Below are 17,552 nucleotides of genomic sequence, written 5' to 3'. Positions count from 1 at the left end.
ATTATTGTTTCTTTTTCAAAATCCCATAAAGGTCGTATTCACTCGCATCCGTTACCTCGATGGTTACGAAATCCCCAATACGAATGCCTTTTTCAACAGGTGCAGAGATGTTGCCATCAATCTCAGGAGCATCAGCCTCAGTGCGGCATACAAGCTGTCCATCTTCCACGCCATCCACAATTGCGTTGAATGTACGGCCGACTTTCTTTTGTAGCTTCGCAGCCGAAATTTCCTGCGCCTTTTGCATGAAGCGGTCATAACGTTCCTGCTTCACTTTTTCACTTACGTGATTCTCGTGCGCATTGCTGGTTGCGCCCTTCACGTCTTCGTATTTGAATGCACCAACACGGTCGAGCTGCACTTCATCCATCCATTCGAGTAGGAATTCGAAATCCTTCTCTGTCTCGCCAGGAAAGCCCACAATAAAGGTAGAACGCAAGGTAAGGTCTGGGCATGCAGCACGCCATTTAGCGATTTGATTGGCTGTCTTCTCCTGATTCGCTGGACGACGCATCGATTTCAATACTTCAGGCGACGCGTGCTGGAACGGAATATCCAAATACGGCAGAATTTTGCGCTCTGCCATGAGTGGCATCACATTCGCGACATGCGGATAAGGATACACATAATGCATACGCACCCATACACCAAGCTCGCCCAGCGCTGCCGCCAAATCATAGAAAGAAGTTTTTACCTCACGACCACGCCATGTCGAAGGTGCATATTTGATATCGACACCATAAGCACTGGTGTCTTGCGAAATCACCAGCAGCTCTTTCACACCCGCTTTCACGAGGCGCTCAGCTTCTTCGAGTACGTCACCTACGGGGCGACTAACAAGGTCCCCGCGCAACGCAGGAATAATGCAAAACGAGCAACGGTTATTGCAGCCTTCTGAAATCTTGAGATATGCATAATGGCGCGGGGTTAGGCGAATCCCCTGCTCTGGCACCAAATCCATGTAAGGGTCGTGTAGTGGCGGCAGTGCTTTATGCACCGCGTCCATCACCGCTTCGTAGTGCTGTGGGCCTGTAATGGCCAATACATTGGGGTATTTTTCGCGAATAACCTCAGGCTCCGCACCCAAGCACCCCGTCACTACCACTTTACCATTTTCATTGAGCGCTTCACCAATCGCACCAAGCGATTCATCGCGCGCGGAATCAAGGAACCCGCAGGTATTCACAATCACCAAATCCGAACCCGTATAGTCGGGGGCAATTTCATACCCCTCAGCACGCAGTTTGGTAAGAATACGTTCAGAATCCACCAGCGCTTTCGCGCAGCCCAAGCTAACAAAGCCGACTTTAGGGGCAGCAGGTGTACGTTTACTGGTTGTTGTCATGGCCGCCATTAACCACAGCCACCCCAAACTTGCAAGAAAAGCTCAATGAAAAAGGCGCTTTCCACGAAAGAAAGCGCCTTCTGTAACGTCTATTCTATAGTATCTTTAGCGTGCTTCGTACTGGAGGTTTTGTTTGGCAGTGTTTCCTGTATCCCATTGTTCACAGTTGAACACGCAATCTACATGGCTACCTGGGCCACCATTGCCAAAAAGCGACGCATCGGCCATTTGCTTTTGCTTCGCTGCTTCAGCCGCAGCAAGCTGCTCAGCAGAAGGAGGAGCAGGAATCACTGGAGGCGCAGCAGAGGTCGAAACTTCACCACCATTGGTGCTACCCACCAACGTTGGAACACCTGGCAATACTTGCGGAGTAACTGGCGCAGGTTTACCTGCCAATACGCCTTTATCAGGACGAGCGGGTAAAACTTGTGGACCAGCCGCAGGCTTACCACCGATAGAACCACCGCCATCCATAGCTTGCATGCCAGCCAAACCAGCCACTGCGGGTACTACAGCACCACCACCAAAGCCGCCTTGACGTGAAGCAATCGCGCTGCGTGAATTTACAACTGGCGTACGACTACGAACTACATTGCGTGAGCCTTGGTCCGTGACGCGATTAACAGCACTTTGAACAAGTCCACGACCAGCAGAAGTTGCACGTTGCGATACTTGTTGTCTTACTTGATTACCAATGCTGCGGCCAATGCGGCTACCAATAGCATTGCGGCTTGAACCACCAGTCGCTGAAGCAAGCGGAGAGGTTGGAGCCCCGCCAGCAGGTTTACGTGCGCTCGTAGCACCACGAAGTGCACCAAGTGCACGGCTGCTAACTGAACGCGTTGATTTGATTGCACTGCGCGTGACATTAGATGCACGGCTTAACAAGTTGCGTGAGGGACTCGTTGCCTTAGCAACTTTAGCACCCGGTGATTTAGAAAAACTTTTAGTAATACCACCCAAGTTGAAAGCTTGCGCAGGTTGAGGCATAGAAACCGCTAGAAACGCCAACGCAGTGGCAATCAGAATCAGATGTAAAGCGCGGGGACGATGGAGGGCTAAGGCTTTCATTCAGTGCTCCTAATGGTACAAGTTCTTATTAGGATTCATCTTCGCTTATAAAAGTTAATCTTGTATTAAAGCAGCCCAAGAAAGAAGTAAGAAACAACAGCCACAACCAATTAATTCACGCCAAAACAATAGATTAGTGTTGGTTGATCTCAACATAAGGTCGACCACCGCAATTAAATACACAGTAAACCTTACTACCTTGGAGATTATCGTCAGTGCGCGCAACAGTATCTGCACTTGCAATTTCCTGTTCCCCTTTAACAGCGTTGGGATCAGGCTTGCCTGCCAATTCTCCTTTTTGAGGAATCACAGGAGGCGCAGCGGAGGTCGACACTTCACCACCATTTGTACTACCCACCAAGGTTGGAACATCAGGCAATACTTGCGGGGTAAGTGGTGCAGGTTTACCTGCCAGAACTCCCTTAACGCCAGGCAATTGTGTCGGAGCAACTGGCTTACCACCAATTGAACCTGAAGGGCCAACTGCAACAATCGGCGCAACCCCACCAGCTGTACCTACAGTGGTACCAATAGCACCACCCGCAAGGCCAGCACCCGTACCAATTAACCCACCTGCAGCATGCCCAGCAATTGGCGCAATCGCACCAACAGTAGCAATACCCGCACGCGTCATCACACCTTGGCGATGCGTTTGTTCAAGATTGCGCATCACTCCTAATTTATGCTCGGCACCGTCACTCGCCATTTTGCGTACAGTCTTGGATTTGTGTTCCACCAACTGTTTTTTGAGTTTCAGGCCATCAATATGCACTTTTTGTTTGAACTTGGCTGCGTCCTTATAAACATCAAACTTCTGCTTGGCGATTTTGAGGTGAGCACCGCGCACCGCCGCATGGCCCTTATTACGCGCTGCGTCCAATTTAGTGGCCGTCTTTTGCAATGGCTTTGGCAATGTCTTGATAACGCTTTGAGTCACCTTCTTTTTTAACTTACTTAGCATCGAAGCCTCTGCTTCGTAAGCAGGCATTGTAAATGTAACAGCAAGCGCCGCGATTAAAGCGTAATATTTTTTTGGTGTGTGCATGAGAGGAGCTCCTAAGGGGACAGACTCCCAACTTAGCTAAGAAAGATTAATATTTAATTAAAATGCGCTGTATCCGTATTAACAATCATCAATAGAAGTAAGCAATCCATCTAGGATTCTAAAGCTTATACAAAGGTTAAGGAACCACACCTAAGCCTTGAGGAGAGAGGATGGATTGGCGCGCTAGGCTTGCCTCTCTCGCGCGATGCTATGCGCTCGAGTCGAACGGTGTCCTGTATCCATACAACATCAATCCATAATAAAAGGCCTCAGAAGAGGCCTTTTATTATGGAGGAGAGGATGGGATTCGAACCCACGTTACGATGTTACTCGTAAACCGGTTTAGCAAACCAGCGCCTTCAGCCACTCGGCCACCTCTCCATCACGGTTACGCGCAGGGTTATTGCGAATAAGGGAATTCATGTCGATTGTCAAAGCGTTATGCGTAGGGCACATGCAAAGGCCTTTTCTAGGCCAATTCAGCCTCTAGCTCTAGCCACTTACAAAATTGCTCCGCCAATTGGTCGCGGGAGAACGCCGTACGCGCCAGTTGCCTTGCACGTGGCCCCATTGCCTCAAGCTCGACACGATTATTGGCCGCATACTCGAGTGCATCGGCAAATGATTTGGCATTTTCTGGCGTCACCACAAATCCACATTGGTGCAGCGTGATCATCTCCGAAACCCAACCTGGGTAGTTACAGAGCACAGGCGTTCCAGAAGCAAGGTAGTCGAAAAACTTGTTCGGGCTAGTGCCATAATAAAATGCAGGTATGTTCGACAAAAGCTGCAAGCCAATATCGGCAGATGCCATAAGCCCAGCAAGTTTAGTTTTGGGAACCGATTCAAGAAATATAACGTTATCAAGCTTCTCTCGCTGCGCACGCGCAACAAGACTTGCCTTCCTATTGCCGCTACCCACCAAAACAAGTTTAACATGCGAATGCCCACGGCGTTTAAGCTCTGATGCTGCATCGAGCGCCGCATCGAGGCCATTAGCTTGGCCATGCGCCCCTGCATAAACGGCCATGATATCATCGGCGCGCACTTCTACAGGTCGCCATGCAGAAACAGGTGCGGCAAAAAGCGCCATGTCACAGCCATTGGGAATCATTTTGATGTGAGACGCGCTAATGCCACGCTTTGCGATAGCTTCAACAATACCAGGCGACAGCCCAATCAACCGATTTGCACAACGATAGGTCACCCATTCCAACGCTGAAAAAGCCCACAGCAATAGAGGGTTCTTGATCACGCCCATCGCCTTGGAAAGCTCTGGCCACAACTCACGCACTTCAAAAACAAAGGGCTTACGTCGAAGTAGTTTTGCGAAAATACCAGGGATACCCACCGTAAGCGGCGTGCTGGTCGAGAAGACGACATCATACTGCTCAGCGAGCGCGATGACCGTACTACGCAGCGCGAATAACGTATGCGTCACAAACGCTTTGATGAATGTATCAGGATTCGCAAAACCAAGATTCAACTCAATCACGCGAATGCCATCCACCTTCCCTTCACGCCGGCCACGACGAAAAGAGACGTCCAACCCCGTGCTGGTCGTATGGTGACTGCCACACACCATCGTTACTTGATGACCACGCTCGACCAAACGTCGTGCCGTTTCGTATGAGCGCGTGCTGGCAGAACCTTGCGGCGTTGAGAAGTGCTGATGGAAATAAAGAAGGTGCATACTATCCGATAATAATGTCGCAAATGAGGCTTTGGTGGCTTGCTTCGGGCGTAACCAGAATACGGCATGAAGCCGCCTTAACGTCATAGCATGGCGCGAAGCCTGGGGAAGATATTTTTTGAGTCGAAGCGTCGGGCGTCATCAACGTTACATTCGACGCTAAGTGCCAACGCCCTTCGCGGAACGTGTCGGCGGTCATCGCGCCAGGAAAATTAAAAGCGCTGCCCCATTGCTGACTACCTGAAACTGAATCTTCAATCGTCAAACTGGTAACGCCGAATAAGATCTTCCGCGTCACAATCACGCCATGATGATTGGAAACACTCATCTCCAACTGATTTTCCTTCTGGCTGACCTGTGCATTCGGCCAGTAGCGATAAAGATAGGGCGAACGCTTCGTGACAAAGGGTTTATCGAGCGGCACGGGCGCGTTATGCGCGACACCATCATCATAATCATCAACCGAAGTAGGGTTAAAACTGAATGTGCCAGAATCATGCAGCACATTCACGCCATTCACCCATAAATCCAGATGCAAGAAATCCTGCTGCATGGGACGGAAGCGACTACGAGGATAGTGAAGATAGGCACGATATGCTGGCTTATCGACGATGATAAGGCCAAAGTCATCAAAGCGTGACGATGCTTGTAGCGAAGCAAATAATGGGCTTCGCCCATAGAGATATACATCCTTCACACGCGATTTGAATCGCTCATGCACGGGAATCTGGAATACCGCGCTCATCAAGAGCAGTGATGGCACATAGTCATCAGGCGATGTGAATTGCAGACAATGCAATGAGCCATCATTCAACCCAATATTAGGAACACGGCCTGATACGGGTTCAATCACCGACTCCAGAAACTTGCACATTCGTGTAACAGCGATGCGCATGACACCACCGCGCCATAAACCAATATGCAAAAAGTCATCCAGCAAGCCACAAAGCGAGGCAATATCGCAAAACACACGGTGATAACTAAGTGACGGCATCGCGCATGATCCATCGGGCTGGATAAGCCATTTAATCAGCGTCATCACCTGCTCGCGCTTGGGTGCGCCTTCAACCACTACGCCATATTTACTAAGGAATCGCTCGACGTAGAAAAGAAACAAAATCTCGGTAAAGCTATGATGATTCTGCTGGGCAATCGCATACGGCAAGGTCGCGCGCACGCGTGAATAGGATTGTTGTAACAGTTCCAACAACGCAGACGTAGGGTTAGCGTTGAGCAGCGATGTCGTCAGCATCAAGTGCAGGCCACGTATGGCTACTTCATGCGAACAGCTCCACAATACACCCGCCTGGTAATCATGCTTGGATAGCCAATCATTGGTAAGCGCATGCAACACGTTCAGATGCTGCTTAGGTTCTTCTGAATGCAACGCTGCCAGCGCTACTTGCGTGACCCACTCAAAGCGTGACGAATTCCACGTATGCTTAACATCTTGCCCAACCACGTCATTGATTGCCACCTGTGACCAGTGGAGATTCTGACGCTCTGCATAGACCCCATGAAGCCACGTGACGGGCCGATGCTCCGCCCACGCATTGGCGCGGGAAATAAGCGCTGCATGTGGCGTTGCTGGTTTTAGCGAAACATCCCAAAACGGTGCAACTTGCGATGGCGCGGTAATAGGCAAACGCTTCACAAAATAATTGGTTGTGAGACGGCGGCGATGGCGCAATGTCGTGACAACATTGCCGACCCCGAGGCGACGCATCAGCGCAATACTACCAAGTAGGCTCACTACATAGCCTTTCGTATAGCCATCATGCTAATACCTTGGCGATACGCTCAGCAGCACGCCCATCACCGTACGGGTTAGCGGCCTTAGACATTGCAGCGTAGGCATTTGCATTTTCCAGCAACTCGGTCACTGCTGCGACGATTTTATGCTCATCCGTTCCAACAAGCTTCACCGTGCCTGCCGCCACTGCTTCGGGGCGCTCGGTCACATCACGCATCACCAACACAGGCTTGCCGAGTGACGGCGCTTCTTCCTGAATTCCACCCGAATCCGTAAGAATGATGTAGGCGCGTTTCATCAGCGCCACGAATGGCAGATAATCCTGCGGCGCAATGAGCTTGATAGAAGGATGCCCAGCCAGCAAGCGATTCACTGGTTCTTGAACATTGGGGTTGAGGTGCACGGGGTATACGATCTCAACATCCCCACGCACAGCAAGACGCAGCAGCGCATTGCAGATGCTCTCGAAACCAGCCCCAAAATTCTCGCGGCGATGGCCCGTCACCAAAATCAGTTTCTTGCCAGCATCTAGCTCCAACGGCAGGGTATTGGCTTTCTCTGCTGTCTCCAGCAACGCATCAATCACCGTATTACCTGTGACGTGAATCACCTCATCCGAGATACCTTCACGCAATAAATTCTGGCGCGAAGTTTCCGTGGGTGCAAAATGAATATCGGCAATCGCACCCGCGAGTTTGCGATTCGCCTCTTCTGGCCATGGCGCATATTTGTCACCCGTGCGCAGCCCCGCTTCGATATGGCCAATCGGGACTTTGGCATAATACGCTGCAAGCGCCGTTGCCATGGTCGTCGTCGTGTCACCATGCACCAAGACCATGTCGTAGCGCTGCTTGGCAAATACATCGCGCATTCCCAACAGCACGCGGCTGGTGATGTCGCTCAAATCTTGCTTTGGCTGCATCACGTTCAGGTCAATGTCGGGCACAATATTGAAAAGTTCGAGCACTTGGTCGAGCATCTGGCGATGCTGCGCCGTCACGCACACACTCACCTGCACCGTACCTAGTTTTTTAAGGGCATTGACCACAGGCGCCATCTTGATGGCCTCCGGCCGTGTACCGAATACTGCGAGAATATGCTTCATGGCTTTTTCATTAGCTGTTATACAAGAAAAAACAAGTATTTGGCCGCCATGACACCCGAAATATTCCTCTCCTTCGCCCTGACATGCTTCGCCATCGAGCTTACACCGGGGCCGAATATGACGTATCTGGCCTTGCTGAGCGCCATGAAGGGCCGCAAAGCGGGCTTCTCAGCAATTGTGGGCATTGGCCTCGGCCTGTCGATCATCGGCGTCGCCGCTGCATTAGGCGCGGCCGCCATCATCACGCAATCACCGATTTTGTATAATACCATGCGCTGGGTTGGCGTCGCCTATTTACTCTGGCTGGCCTATGATTGTTGGCGTGGCGAAGACGGCGTGGCAACGTCCGATGAGGGCTATGACCCGCGCTATTTCACCCGCGGCCTCATCACCAACTTGCTCAACCCCAAAGCAGTACTGTTTTACATCACGGTAATCCCCGCCTTCACGCAGCCTGAAGCGGCCATACTGTCGCAAGCACTCACCCTCACCGCCATCTATGTCAGCGTCGCCACGGCCATTCATATTGTAATTGTGCTGCTGGGCGCGCGCATCAAACCCTATTTAGAAAATAAGCGTATCGCGAAACATGCGCGCTATTTTTTCGCAGCCTTATTGGTGGTGATTGCTATTTGGTTTGCGCTGAGTACGCGCTAGCCTTGTTTTGGTAGTCGCAGATGTGTTTATCGGTCTGCGCAGGGTTTTCGACCACAGCGCGAATATCCGTAAACATTGGGTCAGCGAGCAAATCTTTATATTGGTCGGCGCAGGCGCGCACGCCTGCATATTCTTTCGTTTTCATCACCGACTTCGCATAACGCATTTGTGCAGCCAAGGCTTCGTCGCGCGCACCAGCGGCACAAAGCGGTTTCACTTCTTTGCCCAGTGCTGTGCCCCACTCACCAAGGCGCTTGATGCCCGCATCGCCAATTTTTTCCTGCATGCAACTATGCATACCCATCGCCGCCATGATGGTCGTCGTGTTAATCTTCACGCGACCGCCACCGTATTTTTTGGAATCCTCAATCATCTGCTCAATCTGCTGCGCAGATACACTCGCACCATCTTGAGCATGCGCAGCGCTAGTTGCGAGCATGATTGCGGTTATTATCAGGAGTTTTTTCATATCCATTTAATTTACCCCCGCTGTAGCCAATAAAATATGTAGCTTCCTACCAAAGATATACAAAGAGCTGAAAACCAAGATACAAGTACTGGCCAACTTCTAGAGAACCAATTTGGCTGTTTTTCGCTCATTGTAACAGAAGCCATTGGTATATACCTTGTGTGAACCCAAAGTAGAATTTGTAGCAACGCTAATATAGACAGCGCAAAAAATACTCTATCTTTTATCGCAGCAACACTAGGCATGACCACTAGCATGGCAAAGAAGATCAGTTGATTTAGACCAAGTCCAAATTTTTTATAACTTGTAGCTAAAGGGCTTTGATACCTTCTTAGGTAAACAGCAAGACTCTCGGCCTTTCCTATCACCCAAGACTGTTGAACGCCCTGTACCCTAATATCATTTGAACTATGCGCCCTTAATTCAATAACAACGCTTCTATTGATTCCATAAGCATCGGGTTCTTGGATGTTTATTTTTAAATAAGATAAAATACCAAGCCGATTATTTTGTAAGAAATTTTCAGCATAATCTGTAATTTCACTGCCATCATTATTATAGGTAACAATCAATTTTCCTACAGTGAAATCCCGCTTAACATGTTCAAGCAGCTGCCTAACATCTTCTGCGAATAATCTTATAGATCCTAGAGCTATATTTTTTGTATGAATCTGCTCTGGAACATCATTCTTTGTCTCTTGTTTTTGGGTGGTTTCATCGTGCGGGAACAGCGTAAACGCTCCACCGGTGCCCAACGTCGTCTCCCATTTTCCTTGAATATTTCCTTCTGCTGTTAAATCTGCCTCAGCAGTTAATTCACCAGCCGTCACATTCTCTTCGGTCTTAGTTGGAACGCCCTTTAATTTTAGCTTACCATCAAATGTTCCAGTAATGTCGTATAATGCTACGCCAAACTGCGTGTCCATGAATCTTAGAATGCCTTTGATTTCAGGCTCTAGTTCTGTGAACTCAATAAATATATTACCAGTATTAGTTCCAAAAACCCTACCAGCCCATAATTTTGATAACGTGGTCATTTAAAGCCTTTGTAATTTCATTTAGAAAATAGAACGCTTAGCACTAAACTCAAGAGATAAAAAAAGGCCGCTCTTTCGAGCGACCTTTTCATTTCCGTATAATCCTTAAAAGGACTACGCAGCGTCCAGTACTTGGAGGTTACCGGCCGAGGTCTTACCCTTTTCCGATACCAACTCGTAGCTTACGCGCTGATTTTCGCGCAGGTCACGCAGACCAGCAGCTTGAACAGCGGTGATGTGAACGAACACATCTGCACCACCTGTTTCAGGCTCGATGAAACCAAAACCCTTCGTTGGGTTAAACCATTTTACTTTACCAGTTGCCATTATGAACTCCTATCATGGCGTTTCGCTCCCACCACTATGGTGAGCACGTTGAGCGAAGACTCTTTGACAAGGCAGGAGAGCGGCAAGGCCGGCGTCGCGCGACAAGGCAAATCAAATCAAAACTCACGGCCTATATAGCCTAACCCTGTGGATAACGCAACGTAATAAGGCAAACAAAAAGGGCGGCTCATAGGCCGCCCTTTCATTCTTCGTTAATCCGAGATCGGATTAAGCAGCGTCCAGAACTTGGAGGTTACCAGCCGAGGTCTTGCCTTTTTCGGTAACGAGTTCATAGCTAACGCGCTGATTTTCTTTCAAATCACGCAGACCAGCAGCTTGCACAGCCGTGATGTGTACGAATACATCTGCTCCGCCGCCTTCTGGCTGAATGAAACCATAACCCTTGGTTGGGTTGAACCACTTTACTGTACCGTTTGCCATTGAGAAACTCCTATCATGGCGTTACCACCCGCCACCATAGCGGGTGTTGACGAGGAAGACGCATTGACAAGTCGGGAAAGAACGGCGTGGCCTCTTCCAGCATCACTAGTCTAGTCATTCGACACTGCTCTTTTGCTCAAGACCCAAGGGTCAGAGCAAGAGAAGCCACATCTCACTCAAGGTCGCTTTTAGCGCAAAACCGCCTTACCAGCAATAAAAAATGTTGCTTCGACCCTTATTGCAGCGCATAAACAGCCGCTTGCAAGGAGACTCTATGCCGATAGTTCAAGTACATATGCTCGAAGGGCGCGATATTGAAAAGAAACGCATTTTGGTCAAAAAACTGACCGATGTCATTATGGAAGTATGTGGCTCACCGCCTGAACAGGTGCGCGTGATTCTTTCCGACATGGCATTTGAAGATTATGCCGTCGGCGGTGTACTGAAAGCGGACGCCAAGAAATAATGAACAGCTCACCCCTACTCCCTTCTGGTCTGATGGATGTATTGCCTCCGCAAGCAATGCAGGAGTTCGGGTTGATTCATCACCTGCTCAAATCCTTCACGGGCTTTGGCTATGAACCTGTCATCCCACCCGTGATGGAATTCGAAGAGCAACTGCTGAGCGGTCAGGGTGAAGCAACAGGGCACCACGCCTTTCGCGTGATGGATCCACTGGCCAATAAAATGCTCGCCTTCCGCGCCGACATGACTAGCCAGATCACGCGTATCGCTAGCAACAACCTTTCGCGCAGCCCTCGCCCATTGCGCCTTTGCTATGCTGGCTACACGCTGCGCACCACACCCGAGGCATTGCAAACACGTCGCCAGCACACACAAGTGGGCATCGAGCGCTATGGCAGTAAGTCACCCGCAGCACAGGCAGAAATCATCTCCATCGCCGTGCACTCGCTCAAGACCGCAGGCCTTGGCGACATGACCGTTGATATTCATTTCCCATCACTGCTGTCGCCATTACTCAAAGGCGTAAAAGAACGCGATGCCGTTATCGAAGCCGTCAAACATAAAGACACCGCAAAGTTACGCGCACTCGGCGCAACCGATATCGCCGCAGTGATAGATGCTGTGGGCAGTGCAATGCCTGCGCTAGAGATTCTGAAAACCATCAAGAACGCCGATGTTGTCAAAGCAGTGGAAGAAGTGACTGCGCTAACAAACGAATTGCAGGTACGGCACGTACCAGCACACATCACGGTCGATTTGCTGGAGCTGAGTGGTTACGGCTATTATGCAGGCGCTGGCTTTGCGCTATTCCTCAACAACCCTGCACTCGAATTGGGTCGTGGCGGCGCGTATCTGACACCTTCGAACGAAGAAGCCGTGGGCTTCACGCTTTATGCAAATGATTTGCTAGAAATTTTGCCTGCATCGGCAACAAAACCTGTTAAGAAACTCCCTGCCAATACCTCGGCAGAGGAAGCGGCGAAAATTCAGTCACAAGGGTTTGTGACCTTACTCGGAGAATAATATGCGTAGCGTTGTAGTAGTTGGTTCACAATGGGGTGATGAAGGCAAAGGCAAGATTGTCGATTGGCTTTCTGAACGCGCCGACGTGATTGTGCGCTTCCAAGGCGGTCACAATGCTGGCCACACACTCGTGGTCGACGGCGTAACGTACAAACTCTCGCTCCTACCATCAGGCGTGGTGCGCGGCGGCAAAATGAGCATCATCGGCAATGGTGTGGTGATTGACCCTTGGGCACTGTTCCGTGAAATTGAAAAAGTTACCGAACAAGGCGTGAAAGTAACGTCCGACAATTTGAAAATCGCCGAGAACGCATGTTTGATTCTGCCCATTCATTCGAAACTCGACGCCGCAAGCGAAGCCTTGCTGGGCGATGGCAAAATCGGCACTACAGGCCGTGGCATTGGCCCATCGTATGAAGACAAAGTGGGGCGCCGCGCGATTCGTGTCTGTGATCTGAGTGATAAAAAGCTACTCACCGAAAAATTGAATGCCATGTTGGCGCGCCATAACGTGCTACTCAAAGCTGCAGGCGCAGAAGAAGTGAAATTGGAAGAATTGCTAAACCCACTTCTAGAAATCGCACCAAAGATTCTTCCGTTCGTTGCACCCGTGTGGCGCTTGCTTGCGGACTATCGCAAACAAGGTAAACGCATTCTCTATGAAGGTGCGCAAGGTATCATGCTTGATGTGGATTATGGTACTTACCCGTTCGTGACCTCATCAAACACCATGGCGGGCGAAGCGACCATCGGTTCAGGCTCTGGCCCTAACGCCATTGGTTACGTGCTCGGTATCACCAAAGCCTACACCACGCGCGTGGGCTCCGGCCCCTTCCCAACCGAACAGGAAAACGAAATCGGCCAACGCTTGGGCGAGCGTGGTCATGAATTCGGCACGGTTACGGGTCGCAAACGCCGTTGCGGTTGGTTTGATGCAACGATGGTGAAGCAAGCCATCACTATTAGCGGTATCGACGGCATCGCACTCACCAAGCTCGACGTGCTGGACGGCCTTACGACCATCAAAATCGGTATTGGTTATGAAATCGATGGTAAGAAGTATGACTACCTGCCCGCTTCCACTGCACTTCAGGCAAAAGCGACCGCTATTTACGAAGAAATCGACGGGTGGAGCGAGTCCACCGCAGGCGCTAAAAGCTGGGCTGAGCTTCCCGCTCAGGCGATTAAGTATGTGCGTCGTATCGAAGAATTGATTGGCTGCCCTGTCGCCATTCTATCGACCAGTCCGAAGCGCGAAGATACGATTCTGGTACGCGATCCATTCGCCGCAACCTAACGAATCGTTAATAAGCGCCTGATTCCGTTAACCTTTCAAGCATTGTGAAAGTGTAATTCTTTCGCTATAGTGAAAGAAAATAATGGAAGACATGTATGTCACCAGCAGTCGCACAAAAAGAAGAGGACGATCTCCCGCTCATCGAAGAGCGTGTGGAGACGGGTCTTGCAGACCTGCTTAAAGACTATCGTACAAACTATGAACTAGGCGGCAGCGACCAAGACGAATTGGAAGAAGGTCGCTTCACCATTCACGTCAATAACCCTCTTCCATCATTAGATCATGCGCTAGCCAAAGCCTACGCTGTGACAGACAGCACCAACCCCAATCGCAAAATATATGCGATGGTGTTGGACAACACGATGCCCTACCGCACCGATGTTGCTGAAAAATTATTGAATTTCCAGCATCCCCACTTGTCGATGATTCTAGGTAGTGGGACCGTGAGGCTCAGCCACCTGAAGGAATCTCGCCAAGTCATATTATGCGACAAGCCCGCAGGCCAATCGCTCACCGAGATTCTAAAAGCCACGCCGCGCATCCCCGAACGCCGCACAATCGACAATATCGTTAGGCCACTATGTAAAGCCCTCATCGCGCTTCGCGATAAAGGCATCGTTCATGGTAGCATCAACCCTGACACTATCTTTTTGGGAGATGAGATCGTATTAAGCGAGTGCGTATCCGCACCGTCAGGATACTTTCAGAACTACATTTATGAGCCGCTAGAACGCTTAATGTGCGACCCTATCGGCAAAGGTACGGGTGATGAAAAATCCGACGTCTATGCACTCGGCATGCTTGCCTATGATTTGATTTATGGGCTCGACAAGGCCAGACAAATTCCTAAAGAGCAGTTCGTGCGCATGGCGCTCGATGTTGGTATTTACCACGTACTCTCGAACAATATCGATTTCTCCGACGCATTTGCCGATTTCTTCCGTGGCATTCTGAACGACAATATCAGTGAACGCTGGGGTCTAGACCAACTTAATGCGTGGCTCGAAGGTAAACGCTTTAACATGATCGTTCCCCCCGCCCCGCGTGAGTCAGCGCGTCCACTAGGCTTTGCACACATTGATTATTTCAGTCGCAAATCATTGGCGAATGCACTCCACCGCAACTGGAAAGAAGCGCTCAAGGAAGTCAAGAACATCAAAATTGATCGCTGGTGTGAAATGAGTCTGCACCGCCCTGAACTAAGCGAAAAGATCGAACGTATTCTGCGCATCGGCGGTGGCGCCAGTACCGAAAAACATAATACCGACATGATGACGCGCCTACTGGCGATTTTAGATCCGAACGCGCCTATCCGCACCATGAGTTTATCGATAAGACCCGAAGGGTTTGGCCTACAGCTCGCCGAATTCATGCGTCAAGGTAACCCGATGGAAATGAATCAATTGCTTGATGCCATCGAGCAGGACATCCCCAATTATTGGTCCATGCTTTCCGTTAACACCAAGTCCCCAGAACTTTCGCAAGCCATCTTCCGCCTACAGCGCGTGCGTCCTTATGTTAAAATGAAACAGCTTGGTTTCGGATTAGAGCGTGTATTGTATGACCTCAACCCCACGCTGCCATGTCAGTCACCACTCGTGAAGAAATACCATATTACTAATCTGATTGATTTGCTCAAAACACTGGATGCGATGGCTCCACAAATGGCGCCTGATACTAGCTTCGTGGATCGCCACATCGCCGCGTTTGTCGCAAGTAAGCTTGACATGGCGAAGGAAATCAAACTCAACGACTTGAATTCCATGCCCAATCTAGCACGCAATCAAGAGCTGATTATTTTACGCTTGCTGAACAAAGCACAACAAAAACACGACAAACTCTATCTGGTCGGTCTTTCAACATGGGCTGGAATGCGCATTGAGCGCTTAATGGACGAAGTACATAACCGCGTGATTCGCAAGCGCATGAAGATGGAATTGAAGCCGGCCGCAAGCGAAGGAATATTGGGTGATGTGGTATCGATCATCGTCAATCGTGACGCCGTCAGCCGAGACCAAGACGGTTTCGCGATGGCGATTAGCCTGCATGCCATGAATAAAAGCCGCATTGAACGACTACGCAACAAGCAGGTGATAACGAGCTACTCAAAGCATTTTGGCGGTCAAATATCGACAACAATTGCCTATAGTATTTTGTGTATCATTAGTTATTTCGTTCTTTCCGATTTCATGGGGTGGTAATGGCAAAAAAGAAGAAAGACCAAGCCGCTCAGGCAAACATTGAGAAGCGCAGCAAACGGCTCTCTTTTGCGCTGATTATTCTGAGCATATTCCTGATTGCCTTTATGCGCACAGGATTCGTGTTTTTCATTCTGTCGATCCTGCCATCGATCGTCGCTTACTACCTTGATCGTAGTGCGCAGCGCTACACATTCCATACCGTATTTGCGTGCAATCTTGCAGGCACGCTTCCTTTTGTTGGCCAAATTATCAAAAATGGCGCCGCGCAAGCTGAGATTCAAATCGTCATGGGCGATACACTAAACTGGCTAATTATTTATGCCGCAGCAGGCTTTGGCTGGCTCTTGGTGTATGCCGCTCCCGCATTCGCGCAGGGCTTCATCAATGTGTTACACGAAAATCAAATTGCACGCCTGCAGCGCATGCAAGACCGCATCATCAGCGAGTGGGGAAAAGAAGTCGATAACTTCAACGCAAATCCAGAAGATCGGCGCTAATACTTTGATAAGTGTTCAGTCGTAATCCACCCACCACCTAGAACCCTATCGCCCTCATAAATCACGCAGGCCTGACCGGGCGCAATACCCTCGTAGGGCGTATGCAGTTTAATCGTCGCCTTCTGCTCGGAGAAACCGAGAATATCTGCCGTGACAGGTGACTGCATCGAACGCATTTTAACGCGAACATTGCTAATCTCTTTGCGCGCATCCGAAAGCCAGTTCAATTCCTTGATGGTAAATTCAGGGTGCGCCAACGCCTCTTTCGGCCCAACGATGACACGCTTCTTTTCAGCATCCAGCTTCAGTACGTAAAGCGGGTCTTCCGTACCGCCAATGCCGAGGCCTTTGCGCTGCCCAACCGTGTAATGAATAATACCTTGGTGTGCGCCAAGCACTTGGCCATCCAGATGTACAATCTCTCCCGGATCACTCGAACCTGGACGCAACTTCTCAATCACCTTCGCGTAGCCGCCCGTTGGCACAAAGCAGATATCCTGACTATCCGGCTTATCGGCAATCGCGAGTTGGTATTTCTCAGCCAAGGCACGTGTTTCCTTTTTCGTGAGCTTTCCAAGCGGGAATCGCAGAAAGTCTAATTGCTCCTGCGTCGTCGCAAACAGGAAGTAGCTCTGGTCTTTATCGGGGTCAGCACCACGGCGCAGCTCGGCGCGCCCATTCTGTTCAACACGCTGCACGTAATGTCCTGTCGCCATACAATCTGCGCCCAAGTCACGTGCCGTTGCCAGTAAATCCTTGAACTTCACCGACTGGTTACACCGCACGCACGGAATCGGCGTTGCACCACTGAGATAGGTATCAACGAAATCATCCATCACCGATTCTTTGAATTTCGATTCGTAATTCAGCACATAATGCGGAATGCCCAAACTATCGGCTACACGGCGCGCATCGTGAATGTCTTGCCCTGCGCAGCACGCGCCTTTTTTGCCAACCGCCGCACCATAGTCATAAAGCTGCAGCGTGATGCCGATAACCTCATAACCTTCCTCATGCAGCATCGCCGCCACGGTGGACGAGTCAACGCCCCCCGACATGGCCACCACCACGCGCGTATCTTTGGGCTGCTTATTGAAACCTAATGAATTCATGGCGTTTACCTAGC

Annotated in this window: 17 protein-coding genes and 1 tRNA gene; 6 read left to right on the top strand and 12 right to left on the bottom strand. The window is 50.0% G+C overall.

Annotated elements, in window-relative coordinates; genetic code table 11:
• Nucleotide 1: 1 nt before the first annotated feature.
• From rimO to wecB, 7 genes are all read right to left on the bottom strand, one after another.
• Nucleotides 2-1,354: a 30S ribosomal protein S12 methylthiotransferase RimO gene (rimO, locus tag J0M34_01360; GenBank protein ID MBN8542893.1), complete on the bottom strand. Its 1,353-nt coding sequence runs from the start codon at nucleotides 1,352-1,354 to the stop codon at nucleotides 2-4.
• Nucleotides 1,355-1,450: 96 nt separating this feature from the next.
• The gene (locus J0M34_01355) at nucleotides 1,451-2,416 is read right to left on the bottom strand and encodes a hypothetical protein (GenBank protein MBN8542892.1); all 966 of its coding nucleotides are present in this window, start codon (nucleotides 2,414-2,416) and stop codon (nucleotides 1,451-1,453) included.
• Nucleotides 2,417-2,549: 133 nt separating this feature from the next.
• The gene (locus tag J0M34_01350) at nucleotides 2,550-3,461 is read right to left on the bottom strand and encodes a hypothetical protein (GenBank protein ID MBN8542891.1); all 912 of its coding nucleotides are present in this window, start codon (nucleotides 3,459-3,461) and stop codon (nucleotides 2,550-2,552) included.
• A gap of 289 nt (nucleotides 3,462-3,750) precedes the next feature.
• Nucleotides 3,751-3,842, bottom strand: a tRNA-Ser gene (locus tag J0M34_01345).
• 88 nt (nucleotides 3,843-3,930) lie between these two features.
• Nucleotides 3,931-5,154: a glycosyltransferase family 4 protein gene (locus J0M34_01340; GenBank protein MBN8542890.1), complete on the bottom strand. Its 1,224-nt coding sequence runs from the start codon at nucleotides 5,152-5,154 to the stop codon at nucleotides 3,931-3,933.
• A gap of 1 nt (nucleotide 5,155) precedes the next feature.
• Complete coding sequence (locus J0M34_01335; protein ID MBN8542889.1) at nucleotides 5,156-6,907, bottom strand: heparinase II/III family protein; 1,752 nt, start codon at nucleotides 6,905-6,907, stop codon at nucleotides 5,156-5,158.
• Between the two features lie 22 nt (nucleotides 6,908-6,929).
• Nucleotides 6,930-8,012, bottom strand: coding sequence for a UDP-N-acetylglucosamine 2-epimerase (non-hydrolyzing) (wecB, locus tag J0M34_01330; GenBank protein MBN8542888.1), 1,083 nt, complete (start codon nucleotides 8,010-8,012; stop codon nucleotides 6,930-6,932).
• 48 nt (nucleotides 8,013-8,060) lie between these two features.
• Here wecB and J0M34_01325 point away from each other — a divergent pair, with 48 nt between their 5' ends.
• Nucleotides 8,061-8,669, top strand: a complete 609-nt coding sequence (locus J0M34_01325; GenBank protein ID MBN8542887.1) for a LysE family translocator — start codon at nucleotides 8,061-8,063, stop codon at nucleotides 8,667-8,669.
• Here the strand turns inward: J0M34_01325 and J0M34_01320 are convergent.
• The 4 genes from J0M34_01320 to J0M34_01305 all read right to left on the bottom strand — a co-directional run bounded on the left by J0M34_01320 (nucleotide 8,641) and on the right by J0M34_01305 (nucleotide 10,943).
• Nucleotides 8,641-9,138, bottom strand: coding sequence for a hypothetical protein (locus J0M34_01320; protein MBN8542886.1), 498 nt, complete (start codon nucleotides 9,136-9,138; stop codon nucleotides 8,641-8,643). The genes J0M34_01325 and J0M34_01320 overlap by 29 nt on opposite strands.
• 11 nt (nucleotides 9,139-9,149) lie before the next feature.
• Nucleotides 9,150-10,175, bottom strand: coding sequence for a hypothetical protein (locus tag J0M34_01315; GenBank protein ID MBN8542885.1), 1,026 nt, complete (start codon nucleotides 10,173-10,175; stop codon nucleotides 9,150-9,152).
• Nucleotides 10,176-10,289: 114 nt separating this feature from the next.
• Entirely contained in the window at nucleotides 10,290-10,502 is a 213-nt protein-coding gene (locus tag J0M34_01310; GenBank protein MBN8542884.1) for a cold-shock protein, read from the bottom strand.
• A gap of 228 nt (nucleotides 10,503-10,730) precedes the next feature.
• A complete protein-coding gene (locus J0M34_01305) occupies nucleotides 10,731-10,943 on the bottom strand; it encodes a cold-shock protein (protein MBN8542883.1) in 213 nt (70 codons plus the stop codon).
• Nucleotides 10,944-11,217: 274 nt separating this feature from the next.
• Here J0M34_01305 and J0M34_01300 point away from each other — a divergent pair, with 274 nt between their 5' ends.
• The 5 genes from J0M34_01300 to J0M34_01280 all read left to right on the top strand — a co-directional run bounded on the left by J0M34_01300 (nucleotide 11,218) and on the right by J0M34_01280 (nucleotide 16,426).
• Complete coding sequence (locus J0M34_01300) at nucleotides 11,218-11,409, top strand: 2-hydroxymuconate tautomerase family protein (protein MBN8542882.1); 192 nt, start codon at nucleotides 11,218-11,220, stop codon at nucleotides 11,407-11,409.
• Nucleotides 11,409-12,431, top strand: a complete 1,023-nt coding sequence (locus J0M34_01295) for an ATP phosphoribosyltransferase regulatory subunit (GenBank protein MBN8542881.1) — start codon at nucleotides 11,409-11,411, stop codon at nucleotides 12,429-12,431. Before J0M34_01300 ends, J0M34_01295 begins: the two co-directional genes overlap by 1 nt.
• Nucleotide 12,432: 1 nt before the next feature.
• Nucleotides 12,433-13,728 (top strand): adenylosuccinate synthase, encoded by a 1,296-nt coding sequence (locus J0M34_01290; GenBank protein MBN8542880.1) that lies wholly within the window; start codon nucleotides 12,433-12,435, stop codon nucleotides 13,726-13,728.
• Between the two features lie 95 nt (nucleotides 13,729-13,823).
• Nucleotides 13,824-15,929, top strand: a complete 2,106-nt coding sequence (locus J0M34_01285; protein ID MBN8542879.1) for a hypothetical protein — start codon at nucleotides 13,824-13,826, stop codon at nucleotides 15,927-15,929.
• Nucleotides 15,929-16,426, top strand: a complete 498-nt coding sequence (locus J0M34_01280; GenBank protein MBN8542878.1) for a hypothetical protein — start codon at nucleotides 15,929-15,931, stop codon at nucleotides 16,424-16,426. Before J0M34_01285 ends, J0M34_01280 begins: the two co-directional genes overlap by 1 nt.
• Here J0M34_01280 and mnmA read toward each other — a convergent pair.
• Nucleotides 16,423-17,538, bottom strand: a complete 1,116-nt coding sequence (mnmA, locus tag J0M34_01275) for a tRNA 2-thiouridine(34) synthase MnmA (GenBank protein ID MBN8542877.1) — start codon at nucleotides 17,536-17,538, stop codon at nucleotides 16,423-16,425. The genes J0M34_01280 and mnmA overlap by 4 nt on opposite strands.
• Nucleotides 17,539-17,552: the final 14 nt, after the last annotated feature.

It is taken from the genome of Alphaproteobacteria bacterium (assembly GCA_017302575.1).
GTDB lineage: Bacteria > Pseudomonadota > Alphaproteobacteria > Rickettsiales > UBA3002 > JAFLDD01.
The sequence above is the reverse complement of the archived record's forward strand: the minus strand, read 5'-3'. Positions and strand labels throughout refer to the sequence as shown.

What these genes read in the sequence shown, in the direction of transcription:
- rimO (MBN8542893.1), bottom strand. Translation starts at nt 1,354, where the DNA reads ATGGCGGCCATGACAACAACCAGTAAACGTACACCTGCTGCCCCTAAA.
- J0M34_01355 (MBN8542892.1), bottom strand. Translation starts at nt 2,416, where the DNA reads ATGAAAGCCTTAGCCCTCCATCGTCCCCGCGCTTTACATCTGATTCTG.
- J0M34_01350 (MBN8542891.1), bottom strand. Translation starts at nt 3,461, where the DNA reads ATGCACACACCAAAAAAATATTACGCTTTAATCGCGGCGCTTGCTGTT.
- J0M34_01340 (MBN8542890.1), bottom strand. Translation starts at nt 5,154, where the DNA reads ATGCACCTTCTTTATTTCCATCAGCACTTCTCAACGCCGCAAGGTTCT.
- wecB (MBN8542888.1), bottom strand. Translation starts at nt 8,012, where the DNA reads ATGAAGCATATTCTCGCAGTATTCGGTACACGGCCGGAGGCCATCAAG.
- J0M34_01325 (MBN8542887.1), top strand. Translation starts at nt 8,061, where the DNA reads ATGACACCCGAAATATTCCTCTCCTTCGCCCTGACATGCTTCGCCATC.
- J0M34_01320 (MBN8542886.1), bottom strand. Translation starts at nt 9,138, where the DNA reads ATGAAAAAACTCCTGATAATAACCGCAATCATGCTCGCAACTAGCGCT.
- J0M34_01315 (MBN8542885.1), bottom strand. Translation starts at nt 10,175, where the DNA reads ATGACCACGTTATCAAAATTATGGGCTGGTAGGGTTTTTGGAACTAAT.
- J0M34_01310 (MBN8542884.1), bottom strand. Translation starts at nt 10,502, where the DNA reads ATGGCAACTGGTAAAGTAAAATGGTTTAACCCAACGAAGGGTTTTGGT.
- J0M34_01305 (MBN8542883.1), bottom strand. Translation starts at nt 10,943, where the DNA reads ATGGCAAACGGTACAGTAAAGTGGTTCAACCCAACCAAGGGTTATGGT.
- J0M34_01300 (MBN8542882.1), top strand. Translation starts at nt 11,218, where the DNA reads ATGCCGATAGTTCAAGTACATATGCTCGAAGGGCGCGATATTGAAAAG.
- J0M34_01295 (MBN8542881.1), top strand. Translation starts at nt 11,409, where the DNA reads ATGAACAGCTCACCCCTACTCCCTTCTGGTCTGATGGATGTATTGCCT.
- J0M34_01290 (MBN8542880.1), top strand. Translation starts at nt 12,433, where the DNA reads ATGCGTAGCGTTGTAGTAGTTGGTTCACAATGGGGTGATGAAGGCAAA.
- J0M34_01285 (MBN8542879.1), top strand. Translation starts at nt 13,824, where the DNA reads ATGTCACCAGCAGTCGCACAAAAAGAAGAGGACGATCTCCCGCTCATC.
- J0M34_01280 (MBN8542878.1), top strand. Translation starts at nt 15,929, where the DNA reads ATGGCAAAAAAGAAGAAAGACCAAGCCGCTCAGGCAAACATTGAGAAG.
- mnmA (MBN8542877.1), bottom strand. Translation starts at nt 17,538, where the DNA reads ATGAATTCATTAGGTTTCAATAAGCAGCCCAAAGATACGCGCGTGGTG.